This window comes from Vagococcus carniphilus, assembly GCF_014397115.1.
Lineage (GTDB): Bacteria > Bacillota > Bacilli > Lactobacillales > Vagococcaceae > Vagococcus > Vagococcus carniphilus.
Map to the genome: position 1 here is coordinate 524,334 of NZ_CP060720.1, position 14,199 is coordinate 538,532.

At 30.3% G+C, this 14,199-nt stretch carries 17 protein-coding genes; 13 read left to right on the forward strand and 4 right to left on the reverse strand.

Going from position 1 to position 14,199, the window contains the following annotated elements:
• The first annotated feature begins 24 nt into the window (after positions 1–24).
• Both H9L18_RS02710 and H9L18_RS02715 read left to right on the forward strand, forming a co-directional pair.
• A complete protein-coding gene (locus H9L18_RS02710; protein ID WP_126793822.1) occupies positions 25–1,782 on the forward strand; it encodes a flavocytochrome c in 1,758 nt (585 codons plus the stop codon).
• Positions 1,783–2,122: 340 nt separating this feature from the next.
• Positions 2,123–2,302 carry a hypothetical protein gene (locus tag H9L18_RS02715; RefSeq protein ID WP_126793824.1) on the forward strand — a complete coding sequence of 60 codons (180 nt, stop codon included), beginning with the start codon at positions 2,123–2,125 and terminating at the stop codon, positions 2,300–2,302.
• 49 nt (positions 2,303–2,351) lie between these two features.
• Here the strand turns inward: H9L18_RS02715 and H9L18_RS02720 are convergent, their stop codons facing one another.
• The gene (locus H9L18_RS02720; protein ID WP_126793827.1) at positions 2,352–2,654 is read right to left on the reverse strand and encodes a hypothetical protein; all 303 of its coding nucleotides are present in this window, start codon (positions 2,652–2,654) and stop codon (positions 2,352–2,354) included.
• A gap of 192 nt (positions 2,655–2,846) precedes the next feature.
• Between H9L18_RS02720 and H9L18_RS02725 the strand changes: the two genes are divergently transcribed.
• From H9L18_RS02725 to H9L18_RS02745, 5 genes are all read left to right on the forward strand, one after another.
• Positions 2,847–4,016 (forward strand): IS256 family transposase, encoded by a 1,170-nt coding sequence (locus H9L18_RS02725; protein WP_104859673.1) that lies wholly within the window; start codon positions 2,847–2,849, stop codon positions 4,014–4,016.
• A 127-nt stretch (positions 4,017–4,143) separates the two neighbouring features.
• The gene (locus H9L18_RS02730) at positions 4,144–4,593 is read left to right on the forward strand and encodes a DUF3290 domain-containing protein (RefSeq protein WP_126791300.1); all 450 of its coding nucleotides are present in this window, start codon (positions 4,144–4,146) and stop codon (positions 4,591–4,593) included.
• A gap of 2 nt (positions 4,594–4,595) precedes the next feature.
• Complete coding sequence (locus tag H9L18_RS02735; RefSeq protein ID WP_126791298.1) at positions 4,596–5,237, forward strand: DUF421 domain-containing protein; 642 nt, start codon at positions 4,596–4,598, stop codon at positions 5,235–5,237.
• Positions 5,238–5,519: 282 nt separating this feature from the next.
• Complete coding sequence (locus H9L18_RS02740; RefSeq protein ID WP_126791296.1) at positions 5,520–8,126, forward strand: MucBP domain-containing protein; 2,607 nt, start codon at positions 5,520–5,522, stop codon at positions 8,124–8,126.
• Between the two features lie 14 nt (positions 8,127–8,140).
• Positions 8,141–8,530, forward strand: coding sequence for a hypothetical protein (locus H9L18_RS02745; protein ID WP_126791294.1), 390 nt, complete (start codon positions 8,141–8,143; stop codon positions 8,528–8,530).
• 132 nt (positions 8,531–8,662) lie between these two features.
• Here H9L18_RS02745 and H9L18_RS02750 read toward each other — a convergent pair whose 3' ends face one another.
• The 3 genes from H9L18_RS02750 to H9L18_RS02760 form a co-directional block, all read right to left on the reverse strand.
• Positions 8,663–9,082, reverse strand: a complete 420-nt coding sequence (locus tag H9L18_RS02750) for a GNAT family N-acetyltransferase (protein WP_126791292.1) — start codon at positions 9,080–9,082, stop codon at positions 8,663–8,665.
• A gap of 83 nt (positions 9,083–9,165) precedes the next feature.
• Entirely contained in the window at positions 9,166–9,927 is a 762-nt protein-coding gene (locus tag H9L18_RS02755; RefSeq protein ID WP_126791290.1) for a DUF6681 family protein, read from the reverse strand.
• Positions 9,927–10,373, reverse strand: coding sequence for a hypothetical protein (locus H9L18_RS02760; RefSeq protein ID WP_126791288.1), 447 nt, complete (start codon positions 10,371–10,373; stop codon positions 9,927–9,929). Before H9L18_RS02760 ends, H9L18_RS02755 begins: the two co-directional genes overlap by 1 nt.
• Positions 10,374–10,564: 191 nt before the next feature.
• Between H9L18_RS02760 and H9L18_RS02765 the strand changes: the two genes are divergently transcribed.
• The 6 genes from H9L18_RS02765 to H9L18_RS02790 all read left to right on the forward strand — a co-directional run bounded on the left by H9L18_RS02765 (position 10,565) and on the right by H9L18_RS02790 (position 14,193).
• On the forward strand, positions 10,565–11,158 hold the full coding sequence (locus tag H9L18_RS02765; protein WP_185847385.1) for a TetR/AcrR family transcriptional regulator: 594 nt from the start codon (positions 10,565–10,567) through the stop codon (positions 11,156–11,158).
• Positions 11,159–11,178: 20 nt separating this feature from the next.
• A complete protein-coding gene (locus H9L18_RS02770; protein ID WP_126791283.1) occupies positions 11,179–11,856 on the forward strand; it encodes a hypothetical protein in 678 nt (225 codons plus the stop codon).
• 143 nt (positions 11,857–11,999) lie between these two features.
• Positions 12,000–12,830: a DUF368 domain-containing protein gene (locus H9L18_RS02775; RefSeq protein WP_126791281.1), complete on the forward strand. Its 831-nt coding sequence runs from the start codon at positions 12,000–12,002 to the stop codon at positions 12,828–12,830.
• 107 nt (positions 12,831–12,937) lie between these two features.
• The gene (locus H9L18_RS02780) at positions 12,938–13,357 is read left to right on the forward strand and encodes a hypothetical protein (RefSeq protein WP_126791278.1); all 420 of its coding nucleotides are present in this window, start codon (positions 12,938–12,940) and stop codon (positions 13,355–13,357) included.
• A 5-nt stretch (positions 13,358–13,362) separates the two neighbouring features.
• Positions 13,363–13,719 carry a hypothetical protein gene (locus tag H9L18_RS02785; protein WP_126791276.1) on the forward strand — a complete coding sequence of 119 codons (357 nt, stop codon included), beginning with the start codon at positions 13,363–13,365 and terminating at the stop codon, positions 13,717–13,719.
• 48 nt (positions 13,720–13,767) lie between these two features.
• A complete protein-coding gene (locus H9L18_RS02790) occupies positions 13,768–14,193 on the forward strand; it encodes an NUDIX hydrolase (protein ID WP_126791274.1) in 426 nt (141 codons plus the stop codon).
• Positions 14,194–14,199 lie beyond the last annotated feature (6 nt).

A 14,199-nucleotide genomic window follows, 5' to 3' on the forward strand; every position in this document is an offset into this window, starting at 1 on the left:
TATCATGTATGGGGGAGAAAAAAGATGAAAAAGTTTGCTAGAAGTTTAACGACTATTCTAGCCTTAGGGTTACTTGCTTCATGTGGTGCTAAAAGTAGCACAGGAGATGGAACTTATGAAGGTAAAGGAAATGGGAAACACGGAGACATTAAGGTTGAAGTGACACTAAAGGATAGCAAGATTGATAAAATTAAAGTGAAAGAGCATGGTGAAAACAAAGTATTAGCAGAACCTGTTTATGATGAATTACAAGAAACGATTGTTGCTAAAAATTCACCAGAAGTTGATGTGGTGACAGGCTCTACTGCAACTAGTGAAGGCTATATCGAAGCTGTAGAAGATGCGATTAAAAAAGCTGGTGTAACACTGGTTGCAAGTAAAAATACTGGAAAAAAACAAGAAAAAGAAAAAGAGTTACAAGAATTTGATGTTGTAGTAGTCGGTTCTGGTGGAGCTGGTTTCAGTGCAGCGATTGAAGCTAAAGAAGCCGGAAAATCAGTAGTTATCATAGAGAAGATGCCTGCTGTAGGTGGAAATACGTTAATTTCCGGAGCAGAAATGAATGTACCTAATAACTGGGTACAAAAGAAATTAGGTATCAAAGGGGATTCTCCTGAAAAAATGGCAGAGGATACAATCAAAGGTGGAGATAAATTAGGCGATCCACATATGATTGAAGTGATGACAAAAAATGCTTTGCCAGCTGCTGAATGGTTAAAAGATGATATTAAAGTTGAATTTTTAGATGATCAATTATTCCAATTTGGTGGACATTCTTATAAACGTGCTCTAATACCTAAGGGGCACACTGGTCAAGAAGTTATTACTAAATTTAGAGCAAAAGCTGATGAATTAAAAATCCCAATTAAATTAAACACAACAGCAACAGAATTGATTCAAGATGATAATAAAAAAGTAACAGGTGTCAAAGCTACCAATAAAAAAGACCAAACAATCTCTTATATGGCTAAAGATGGTGTTGTTTTAACAACAGGTGGATTTGGTTCGAATGTTGAAATGCGTAAAAAATATAACAAAAAAATGGATGAAAGTTATATGTCTACTGTAACTGAAGGTTCTACAGGTGACGGTATTGTAATGGCTGAAAAAATTGGAGCGGACTTAACGAATATGGATAGTATTCAAACTTATCCAATTTGTAATCCTAAAACAGGAGTTATCTCTTTATTAGCTGATACTCGTTTTGATGGAGCTATTTTAGTTAATCAAGAAGGTAAACGTTTTGTTGAGGAATTAGAACGTCGTGATGTTATTTCTAACGCTATTTTAGAACAAACAGGCGGCTATACGTATCAATTATGGAATGATAAAATTAACGATATTTCAGGAACGATGGAAGTTCACGAAGCTGAATACAATGAATTATTAAAACAAAAAATGATTGTTAAAGCTGATACATTAGAAGAAGCAGCGAAGTTCTTTGATATTGATGTGAAGAACTTAGAAGAAACGGTTAAAAAAGTAAATCAATATGCCAAAGAGGGTAAAGACAAAGACTTTAATCACCGCGGTAAATTAGTTTCTTTAGATAAGGGTCCATACTATATTGAAAAAGCAGTTCCTTCAGTACATCATACAATGGGTGGATTAGTGATCAACGATAAAACGGAAGTACTAGATAAAGATGGTAAAGCAATTGATGGTCTTTATGCAGCAGGTGAATTAACAGGAGTGATTCACGGAAGTAACCGTCTGGGTGGTAATGCTATTACTGATATTATTGTCTTTGGACGCATTGCAGGACAAGAAGTAGCAAAATAAAATAGATTATTTTATCTTTTAGAAAGAGATTGTGAGTTAAAGTTTTATACTTAGCTCACAGTCTTTTCTTTTTCATCTAAACCCCAAAGAATGATAATAATTTGTTCATATTTTTATCATACTTCGAAGCTATTATATAAGCATACCAACAAAACAAACAACCCTAACAAACTTTTTCATTATATTTACTCCTCCAAAGTAAATAACTCCTTTTTTCTACCAATCGTATGATTGGTATTTTTTTTGTTAGAAGAAAAAGAGTTATTGTTAAAGCAATTATCACTATCATGGTAAAATAATAGTGAGCAATGGGGAAAATAAAGAGTAGAGGAGAATGTCTATGCCAATTAAAAGTGACAATCCTTATATTCCACAACCCGCAGAACCTGTAGATGATATGATCAAGGAAGCTAAAAAAGAATTTGTGATTACGGAATCTTTCCATGACGAATTAGAACAAGAAGGATTGAAAACGAAAAAGCATCGTATTATTTTGCCAGATGAAAAAGAAAATAAATAAAACCCAGTAGTTGAGATTCTTTAAGTCTCAACTATTGGGTTTTTGGATGTTAATCAAAAATCATCAAAGGGGCTTCATTTTCTGATTTTTGTTCTTGCTCCGATTCTAAAATAAAAGGAGATAGAACGAGAATAATTTGCTTATTCAAAGTAATTTTAACTTTATTAATAAAATGAGGCATTGAAAGAATATCAACAGAATCTTCGGTGACATGTAACAATAAAGTTTGAAGGTCACCAAAGGAGTTTTCATTATATAGAATACCCACCATATCATTTTTATTAGTTAAAGCAACAAGTTTTTCAGAAGGTAGTTGAAGGGTCCAACCGTGAATAATTTCTTCTTTAATCATACAAATTCCACCTCTCATGTTTTATTTATAGTAACATAAAAGTGTTTAGATTAATATTTATTAAGAGATGTACCAATCATGAAAGATAGCGTAAAATATTTTGTGTAAATAGAAATTTTAGGTAGATAAAAAGAAAGTCCATTCTGTAAAATTAAAGTTACCACAACCGAAATTTTATAGGAGGACTTTCTCATGACTAATTTTACTACAGAAATTATGGAAACACTAATCAATAAAGGTGATTTGGATGACTTATTCCGTCGTCATCTAGAATTAGCTATCAATACACTGCTACAAGCTGAATTAACGGCTTTTCTTGATTATGAGAAATATGATCGCACTGGTTTTAATTCAGGTAATTCCCGAAATGGGAATTATTCTCGTTCATTTAAAACAGAGTATGGAGAATTAAATTTGGCAATTCCTAGAGATAGAAATGGAGAGTTTTCTCAACAAACGTTGCCTGCTTATAAAAGAAGTAACGACTCTTTAGAAACCACCATTATCCAATTATTTCAAAAAGGAATCACTATGTCTGAAATCTCTGAGTTGATTGAAAAAATGTATGGTCATTACTATACACCACAAACCATTTCCAATATCACTCAAATAGTATCTGAAGATGTTGTTGCTTTTAAAGAAAGGTCCTTAGAATCCCAATACTCAATCATTTTTATGGATGCTACTCACATTCCTTTAAAAAGACAAACTGTCTCAAAAGAAGCTGTATATATTGTCATAGGTATCCGACTGGATGGGACCAAAGAGGTTCTTGGGTTTAGTATTGCTCCAACTGAGTCTTCGTATGTTTGGAAAGAAATACTTCAAGACCTAAAAGACCGTGGTTTAGAAGAGGTTTTATTAGTCGTAACTGATGGTTTAAGCGGCATTGACGATAGTATCCATAGTATTTATCCAAATGCTCAATTTCAACAATGTTGTGTCCATATCTCTAGAAATATTGCTCATAAGGTTCGTGTTAGTGATCGACAAGAAGTCTGTAATGATTTTAAATTGGTTTATCAAGCAGCTTCAAAAGAAGAAGCTATGAATCAAATAAGTTTTATGATAGATAAATGGAAAAAGCAGTATCCACGAGTAGTTAAATTACTCATGAATCCTGCTATATTAACCTTTTATAATTTTCCTCCATCAATCAGAAGAACCATTTATTCAACTAACTTGATTGAAGGTTTTAACAAACAATTAAAGAAATATACAAAAAGAAAAGAACAATTCCCTAATGAAGAATCTCTAGAGAGATTCTTAGTTTCTCAATTCAACAACTATAATCAGAAATTTTTGTGTCGGATTCATAAAGGTTTTAAAGAAATACAAGATACATTAGAATCAATGTTTTAACTTAACCGACAGAATGGTTTTTTCCATTTACACATAATTCTTGACGCAACCTCATGAAAACTCATGTTCTTTTAAGATATAATAAAGGTATTCAAAGTAAAAATAGAATGTTTTTGGGGGAATTATAATGGAATTTTATACGTATCAATATTTTGTCAATCAATCAGGTCAAAGTCATCTGATGAAGTATATTATATTTGTCAGTTTGTTAGCATTATTACTTCTTGTGATTTTAAAAAAATTCCGAAGTCGGGATAAAATGAAGTACCGGGATTTGATTATTTTAGTTTCTTTAGCAATTGTATTCATGGCTGGTATGCAAGTAAATGAGTATGAGGTTGGTAAGAATGATCGAAATAATTCATTTCAAATGGTAAATTTTTTAGATAATATCAGTGAGAACCAAAAAAAAGAACCTAAAGAGTTAGCTGTGAATTCTAAATATGTTAAAGATGAGATGCTAATAAAAATTGATAATACTTACTATCAAATTAATATGAATGCTGATTTGTCTTCTTTTAAATTAGAAGAAACATATTTATTGAATGTGGATCAAGTCAAAATGGTGGAGGAGTAAATATGAAAGAGTATTTAGAAATAGGTATAAAGTTATCAATTGGATTAATTTCTTTAATTTTTCAAATGAACTTATTAGGAAAAAGTAATTTGGCACCAACCTCTAGTTTGGATCAATTACAAAATTTCGTGTTAGGGGGAATTATTGGGGGAATGATTTATAATAGTCAGATTTCTGTTCTTCAATTTTTTCTTGTTCTGATTATTTGGACATTTCTTGTGACATTAATTAAGTACTTAAAGGAAAATGTCAGCTTTGTTAAAAAATTAATTGATGGTCAACCAGTTATATTAATTAAAAATGGAGAAGTCATAGTGGAAAATTGTGCTAAAAAAGGTATATCTGCTAGTGATTTGATGTTCAAATTAAGAGCTTCGAATGTTTATGATACAAGACAAGTTAAACGAGCTATACAAGAACAAAATGGCCAATTAACGATTATTCTGTATGGGGAAGAACTAGTTCGCTATCCTCTCATAACAAATGGATTTGTTGATGAGGATATGTTAGAAACGTTTGAAAAAGATAGAGAGTGGTTAGACAAAGAGTTAGAAAAAAAGAATACAGAATTATCTAATGTTTATCTTGGAGAATATAATAATGGTAATTTGTATTTGAGTTTGTATGAAAAGGCAAAAAAATAGTTTATTCTTAAATATTTTCGTTATAAAATACGAAGGTAAAATAAACGAAAGAAAAATATTTGTTTTATTTCATTTATATGGAAACGTGATAAGGAAGAGGTCTTTTACCTCTTTTTTTTATTCTTATTTTTTATTAAATGTATTTTTTTAAAGGTAAAAAATAATTTAATTTACTTATAATTGAAGTTAGTTTTTAAGATGATATAATTAAGATGTGTTTTCAACACGATTCATCATATGAATATAATTAAAAATTCTAATAAAAAATAAGGAGAGAGATGCATGAAAAAAGTAAAATTAACAACAGTAACATTAGCTTTATTGGCAGGAACGGTAGTAGCACCTGTCGTATCAACTACAGTAAGGGCTGAGGAAGCAAATAAGGTAGCCCAAGTTGATGAAAATAAAAAAGAAGTAGAAGGTGAAAAGACACTTACTAGTGAACAACCAAATACTCAATTAGATCAAAAGAAAGAAGAACCAAAACAAGATACAACAACTCCTAAAGCTGTTGAAAAAACAGAATTAGAAAAAGCCAAAGAAGCGGCAATAGCAGACGCTCAAATGCTATTAGGTATGAATTATATTTCAGAAGAAGAATTTATGAGAATTGATATGGGAGTTGCAAATGCAACAACAGTTGAGGAAGTAAAAGCAGTTGTAAATGGAACAACAAAACCAACAAAACCAACGGATCCAGTAAAACCAGCTGAAAAAACAGAATTAGAAAAAGCCAAAGAAGCAGCAATGGCAGATGCAAAAATGCAATTAGACATGGATTATATTTCATATGAAGAATATATGCGAATCGATATGGCAGTTGCAAATGCAACAACAGTTGAAGCAGTTAATGAGATTATTAAGCCAGCAAAACCAACTGAACCAGTGAAACCAGTTGAAAAAACAGAACTAGAAAAAGCTAAAGAAAAAGCAATGGCAGATGCAAAAATGCAATTAGGTATGGATTATATTTCATATGAAGAGTATCTAAGAATTGATATGGCAATTGCTAATGCGACAACAATCGAAGCAGTTAATGAGATTATGGGTTACAAACCAACAGAACCAACAAAACCAGAAGTAGATAAAGAATTAGAAGCAGCTAAAAATCAAGCTTTCGCAGAATTAAAAGCTATGGTTGATGAAGGTATCGTTGGCTATGAAGACGGTCTTGTGTTAATGGATAAAATTAATGATGCAAAATCAATTGATGAACTAAAATCTCTAGGCTTTTTAAATGAAACAAAACCAGAAATTGATAAAGAATTAGAAGCAGCTAAAGATCAAGCTTTTGCAGAATTGAAAGAATGGTTTAATGAAGGTTTAGTAACTTATGAGGAATCATGGGAATTAACAGGTAAAATTAATGATGCAAAATCAATTGATGAGCTAAAAGCGTTAGGTTTTTTAAATGAAGTAAAACCAGAAATTGATAAAGAATTAGAAGCGGCTAAAGATCGTGCTTTTGCAGAATTAAAAGAGTGGTTTAATGAAGGTTTAGTGACTTATGAAGAAGCTTGGGAACTGACAGGTAAAATTAACGATGCAAAATCAATTGATGAATTAAAAGCATTAGGGTTCTTAAAAGAAACTGAAGAAGTAGTAGAAAATAAGAGTACAATAACAGTTAAATATGTAGACCAAGATGGAAAAGAAATAAAAGAAGCTGACACGTTAACAAAAGAAAAAGGAACAAAACATACATTTAAAGCAGCAGAAATTTCAAGATATGAATTACAAGGTCCATCAAGTTTAGAAGTAGAATTTAGTGATGTGCCACAAACAATTACATTTACATACAAAGCAATTGAAGAAGTAAAGGAAACAGAAAGCACAGTAACAGTGAAGTATGTAGACCAAGATGGAAAAGAAATAAAAGAAGCTGACACGTTAACAAAAGAAATTGGAGCAAAACATACGTTTAAAGCAGCAGAAATTGCTGGCTATGTAGTAGAAGGCCCATCAAGCTTAGATGTAGAGTTTAGTGATTCACCACAAACAATTACATTTACTTACAAAGCTGTTGAAGAAGCAAAAGAAACAGAAAGTACAGTAACAGTGAAACATGTAGATCAAGCTGGAAAAGAAATAAAAGCAGCAGATACGTTAACAAAAGAAATTGGAACAAAACATACGTTTAAAGCAGCAGAAATTGCTGGCTATGTAGTAGAAGGCCCATCAAGTTTAGATGTAGAATTTAGTGATTCACCACAAACAATTACATTTACTTACAAATCTGTTGAAGAAGCAAAAGAAACAGAAAGTACAGTAACAGTGAAGTATGTAGACCAAGCTGGAAAAGAAATAAAAGCAGCAGATACGTTAACAAAAGAAATTGGGGCAAAACATACATTTAAGGCAGCAGAAATTGCTGGCTATGTAGTAGAAGGTCCATCAAGCTTAGATGTAGAGTTTAGTGACTCACCACAAACAATTACATTTACATACAAATCTGTTGAAGAAGCAAAAGAAAATCAAAGTACTATCACAGTTAAATATGTAGATAAATCTGGAAAAGAGATTAAAGAATCAGAAAGCTTAACAAAAGAAATTGGGACAAAACATACATTTAAAGCAGCTAAAATTAAAGGGTATAAATTAGTTAGTCCAGAATCATTAGAGTTAACGTTCTCAGACGGCCCTCAAAATGTAGAATTTGTTTATGAGAAAGATAATACTAACTCAAATAATAATAACAACAACAATAATAACTCAAATAACAATAATAACTCAAATAACAATAATAATAGCAAGGGCAAACCTGTAGCAACTACTAACAAAAAATCTTCATTACCTCAAACTGGTGAAGAAGTAAATACTGGAGCAGTTACTGGTGGATTATTATCAATGTTAACAGCTGCATTTGTATTTTTCAGAAAAAAAAGATAGGACTGTAGTACTTCATGAGATTAGAAAATCAATTAGAAAATAGAAAAAAGAAGAATACTCGACTGTTTGTTGTTGTAGCTGTCGTTATATTGGTTGTTAGTTGGTTTGGCTATCAACAATTAAATAATAAGGCTACCTCAAAAGAACCTACCACGGCTTCTATTAGTAAAAAAGAAGAAATGGAGAATTCTGGTAAAATAACTAGAGAGGCAATGAACGGTGTAGCTGGATTGTATTCTAATCTTAAAGATAATGAAGTTAGAACAGATATTAAAGATTCCGAGTTTAAAAAAGTTGAAACAGATGTTGGAAAACTTGAAGACGGGAAATTAAAAACTGAACTAACTAAACAGCTAAAAGAAGTAAAAAAAAGTATGGAAGATACTAAAAAAAATAACAATTAGAAGTTAGAGTTATTTATATTTTTAGGTTGAATGAAGGCAAATATGTTATCAAGTAAAGATAACATATTTGCTTTTTTGTGTTAATAAAAAATGCCAAAGTATCAATTAGAGATACTTTGGCATTTTTGAAAATTAAATTTCTTTTTTATGAGCTTCGAAACCTTGATTATTCCAAAAATCAGAGTTTAGTTGTGTGTTTAAGTGCATTAATGTTGTTCCAGTTTCTTGTGCTGTTTTCTCAAGTGAAAGATACAATGTTTCTGGTAAATTATTTGTTTGATAGTCTTCTGATAAAATGAACTGATGAATATAAGAACTTTGTGCAGCTGGATAATCTTCAATTAAATCAATAGCACCAATAAGTGTGTCGTTGTCAAAAATACCGTATAAGTACTTACTATCTTTTGAGCGTGGCTCAGGGATAAAAGATGTAATAGTGTCACGACTTACGGAAAAAGGTGTCAGTAATGTTTCAAGTTGCTCTAAATCGTCAGTAGTTGTTAATAGTTTAATATGGATTGTTGGAAACTTCGGGTGTGTAAAATCTTTCATGTAAGAAAACTCCTTTATAATTTATCCACCTTTATATGGATCAGTTACTTATAGAATACCTTAAAACTAAGTAAAAAAACAGACTAAAATCGAGATGTTTTTTTACTTCTAGAAGAACGGGTCATTCCTTCTGTTGGCTTATCTTCCTTTTCATCTTTGATTCGTAATTGAATCGTATAAGGCTCTTTATAGGTAATACCATCTACTTGATAAGTACCTCCTAAAACAAAGACACCTAAGGGAACCAAACTGTCAGCGTCATCTAATAATTCTATTTTAGCTACCTCTTTCATATCATTATAGCTACTACCAATAAATAGAGACTGCTTTCTGATTTTATAAAAAGGAATCAATTCGTACTTATCAATCAAGTAATCATTTTTTGATAAATCTTGTACAGTGATTACTTTTTGTTCGATTAATTCGTCGACGACCTGTTCAATAATAATATGGCTGTTTTCATTAAAAATCAAAGGTAATTTTTTACCTTGAATACCGTGAGCTGCTGTTCCTTTAATTTCCACTGTATGGTCAGCATCAAAGGTAACATCCTCAGGTACGATATCTTCAATCATATTAGTGACATCCCACTTAACTTTTTTATTTTTAAAGTAATAAACAAAGTTAAGAATAATAAAATAAGTTAGAACAATAAAAATAATTAAATAAATGGACCCCTTAAAGTAATTTTTATTTGAGAAGTAGCCTCGAACAATTCTTAAAATGTAAAGAGTTGGGAAAACACTCACGACAGTCATAATTTTATTCTGCAAGCGAGGGTTAATATTTAAATAATTCAAAAATTTACCTATATTCGTTAATAGCAATGCAATAAGAGCTTCCATTAGTTATCTCCTCCTTCAGGTGTTTTCTTAGAAGGTGTTTGATCTTGTTCAGGTGATTCATCTACCTGTGGTGCCTGACTATCTTGGTTTGGCTCTTGAGAGCTAGATGGAGTGGTAGCAGGTACTTCGACACTACTATTAGGTTTATTATCATTATTTTGATTTGTATCTTGTGTCTGCTGTGTAATAGGTTCTTTTGATTCTATAATGTCTTGTTCAGGTTTTTTTTCTGTTTTTTGTTTCTCGTTTGCTTCTTCCGTTGTAACTGTGGTTTTATTATTTGTTTTGTTTTTATCTGTTGAAGGGGTTGTTTGTTCTGTTTTTTCAGGTTTAGGGCTTTTATAATTATTGCTATCTAAAACGACGGTAGTAGCGCTAATACCTGTTGAAATACTAAGAATAGCAATTGGTTTTAAAAATGGGGCAACAATTTTCTTTTTTGACATCGATGTTCTCTCCTTTTCAGAAAATTTACCTTTAAACATTCTATCATGAAAAAGTGAAAAAACAGTGTTTTCTAAAGGAAAATTAAGAAAAAAGAAAAATATTTTGAAAAACTCAACTTGACTGAATGAAAAAAATAGATTAAATTATGAATATGTTCATGAATAAGTTCATTTTAAAAGAGGTGGAAATTTTGGGAGTAAGAGAAACTAAGAAAAAAGAATTACAAGAGAAGATTTTAAAAGCGGCTAAGGAATTATTCTTGGAAGAAGAATTTGATCAAGTAACTATGAGTAAAATAGCTAAGAGAGCAGGTGTAGGCTTAGGGACAGCTTATAATTACTATGCATCAAAAGAAGAATTGTATTTAGTAGCAGGAGGAACAGCCTATATTTTAGGAGCAGAATCAGATATAGACAGTATGCCTGATTCTGTTGAAGAATTGATTGATATAATTGTGGATGAAATGAAAAAAATGACTACTATTGAAAAAAGTTCATGGCGAGTTTCGTTGTCTTCATTAACAAAAGCAGCTGAAAAGAAACCGGCACTTTTTTTAGAATTAGTTGAGATAGATCATTTATTTATAGAAAAGGTTAAAGTAGTGATTAATAAACTACAAACTAAGGGTGATATAAAAGCAGACGTTTCTGTTTCACTGCTAGTAGAACTAATTTATGATGCTATTTTTACTAGTCTACTATTTTATTTTTATAATGAAGAAGAAACAGTGGAAGAATTATTTAATAAAATATCAGATAAATTATTAATGTTATTAAAAGCTTAGGAGAAAGGGGTTCTCAAGAGATGGATATAAAGAAAATTTTGAAAGAAAAAAAGATCATTACTAGTTTTATCTTACTAGCAATGCTTGTAGAAGTCTGGATTTTATTCACTTTTTCAGAGAGAAACTATGAACGAGTATTATTCTTTATAGCTTTGTTCATTTATCAAGTTAGATTTATCTATTTAATCTGGTTTTTAAAGCCAAATCGATTAACATTTCAAGCATCCAGTAGTCAGAAAAAACCATTTTTAATGGATTACACACTAAATTCATTATTTTTTATTGTATTTCCATTTGGATATACATTTTTACATGAAACCTTCTTCGTTAAGTGGAATTTAGGTGGTAAGTGGCAACTCTTTTTCTTTTGTTTATATATTATTGGGACGTTTATAACGATGTTTTCAGAGTATCAAAGAAAGAAAATAAAAGAATTAGAACCTGATGCTAACTACCGCTTAAGAGGCATGTTTAAATCGGCTATTTGTATTAATTATTTTGGAGAAATATTAGCATTACCAAGTTTGTTTTATTTAAGCAGTGGTTCAATTATTATTTTCATTGTTATCTTCGTTCAACAAGTTTTAGATTTTTCATTTGTGCAAATCCCTAGACAAGAATCATATATAAGAAAAAACTACCCAGAAGAGGCAGAGAAAATTTTAAGTCAAAAAAAATTGATCCCATTTATTTATTAAATAATAGAATTCTAATTCTTGTCTATTGTTAGGATTAATCTAACTAATCATAATAAAAAAAGGAAATTAGTTTAAAAAGCTAATTTCTTTTTTTGTCTAATTAAGCTATTATAAAGATTGAACTAACTTTAAGGAGAAACAATATGGAAAAAACAAGCAGTAAAGATTGGATCCTTCGTTTTGTAAAGGGCATGTTTATTGGTTCAGGATTTATTTTACCAGGAGTAAGTGGTGGAGCGTTAGCAGCCATCTTTGGTATCTATGAACGTATTATTTCGTTTTTAGCTCACATAACAAAAAACTTTAAAGAGAATGTCTTATTCTTTTTACCAGTCGGTCTAGGAGGTTTAACAGGTGTATTTTTACTTTCTTTCGGTGTTAGTTTTTTATTAGGTGAATTTGAAACAATTATTTTATGGTTCTTTGTCGGTTGTATTGTTGGAACTGTTCCATCACTTTGGAAGGAAGCCGGTAAAAAAGGTAGAAATAAAGTAGATACTATTATTATGGGAGTAACTTTTGTTTTAGCACTTCTTTTTCTATTATATGGTGAAACCTTATTTGATGGACAAGTAGAGCAAAACACATGGACATGGATGATGGCAGGTGGATTAATTGGTTTAGGTTTAATTGTTCCAGGATTAAGCCCTTCAAACTTTTTAGTTTATATGGGAATGTATAAGGCGATGTCAGATGGTATTAAAACAGTAGATTTTGGTGTAATTGTTCCTATTGCTATTGGTGGATTAGTAACAGTTTTAGCTTTATCAAAAGTAATGGATTATATCTTTAGTATTGCCTATTCTAAATTATTTCATTTTATCTTAGGAGTAGTTTTTGCTTCTACTATTATGATTATTCCAAAAGACTACACAGGATTTAGTTTAATGGAATATGGCTTATGTTTTCTAATGCTAATTGGTGGAACTCTTTTAGGTTCATGGATGAGTCGTTTAGAAGAAAAATATAAATAAAATGTGTGAAAAGAAAGTAAAGGATTAATTTACTTTCTTTTTTGTGTTTAAAAAAGTTTATATAATGTTAAAATTTAGTAAACAAATAAATTAGAGAAGTGGTGTAAATGAAGAGGAAGTCCGTTTATAAACAATTTTTGAAATATAATGTCACTGATGTTTTCGATGTAGTTATGAATAATAGAGAAACTGCTTGGCGAAGTGATTTAGAAAAAACTGAAATTATTTCAGAAAAAAAGTTTAGAGAAGTTTTCAAAAATGGTAATGTTACTGAATTTTATATGACTAAATTAGAACCTAATACTTTTTATCAGTTTGAAATGAAGAATAAATTTTTTGAAGGAACTTGGGAAGGTTGTTTTAAAAAGATAGCAGAAGAGGAGACAGAAATTATTTTTTCTGAACAAATAGAAATTTTTAATTTTGGTATTTATCTACTGTCTTTTTTCGTTCTTAATTTAAAAAAAATACAAAAGACTTATGTATCAGATTTAGTTTCTTATCTAGGTAAAATAAAAGGAGACTGAGGTATATGAAAAAATATTATAATAAAAAGATTGTAATAGGTGGTATTGGTTTACTTATCTTAGCATTTATTTTAGATGCTGGATTAAATATTTTTGGGTATAAAGGATTTTTATATTTTCAAAGTGTTTATAACAAAGGAACCAATCAAAAAAGCTATGGGCAATATTCACCAAGAACTTTTGTAACTATTTATTATGGTAGTTTGTTTGTTTATAATTTCAATGCGTTTAAAAAAATAAAGAATTTTCAAGAAAGTAATAGGGCTAAATTAATTTTTAACACATTCATTATGTTTGGCATTACTATTATGGTTATTGGAGTAACTGATCTTGTGAATGCAATTTATTTCTTTTTAGGTTGATTTACAGATTAGTTGAAAGAAAAATTCAAAAGGAAATGAGAGCAAGTTATGAAAATAAATAGTTATGATTTAGGAGAAAAGAAAGATGAATTATTAATTATCGCAATGATTGTGGCTAAATATAAAGGAAAAAATGTTTATGTACGCCATAAAGATAGAACGACTTTTGAAATACCTGGAGGTCATAAAGAACCCAATGAAACAATAGAAGAATGCGCCAGAAGAGAACTAACAGAGGAAACGGGAGCTACTAAATTTACTCTTAAACCTTTGTTCATATTAGGTGTAGAAAAAGACGGATTAGAAGATTATGGGCAAGTATTTATGGCAGAAATAGAGATGCTTGCAAGTGAGTTAGAATATGAGATGGAAGAAGTTATTTTTCTTGATAGAGAACCTACGGAATATACTTATCCTGATATTCAAACAGCAATAATGAAAGAACTTATTAAAAGAGGTATTAACATTAAGTAATTAATA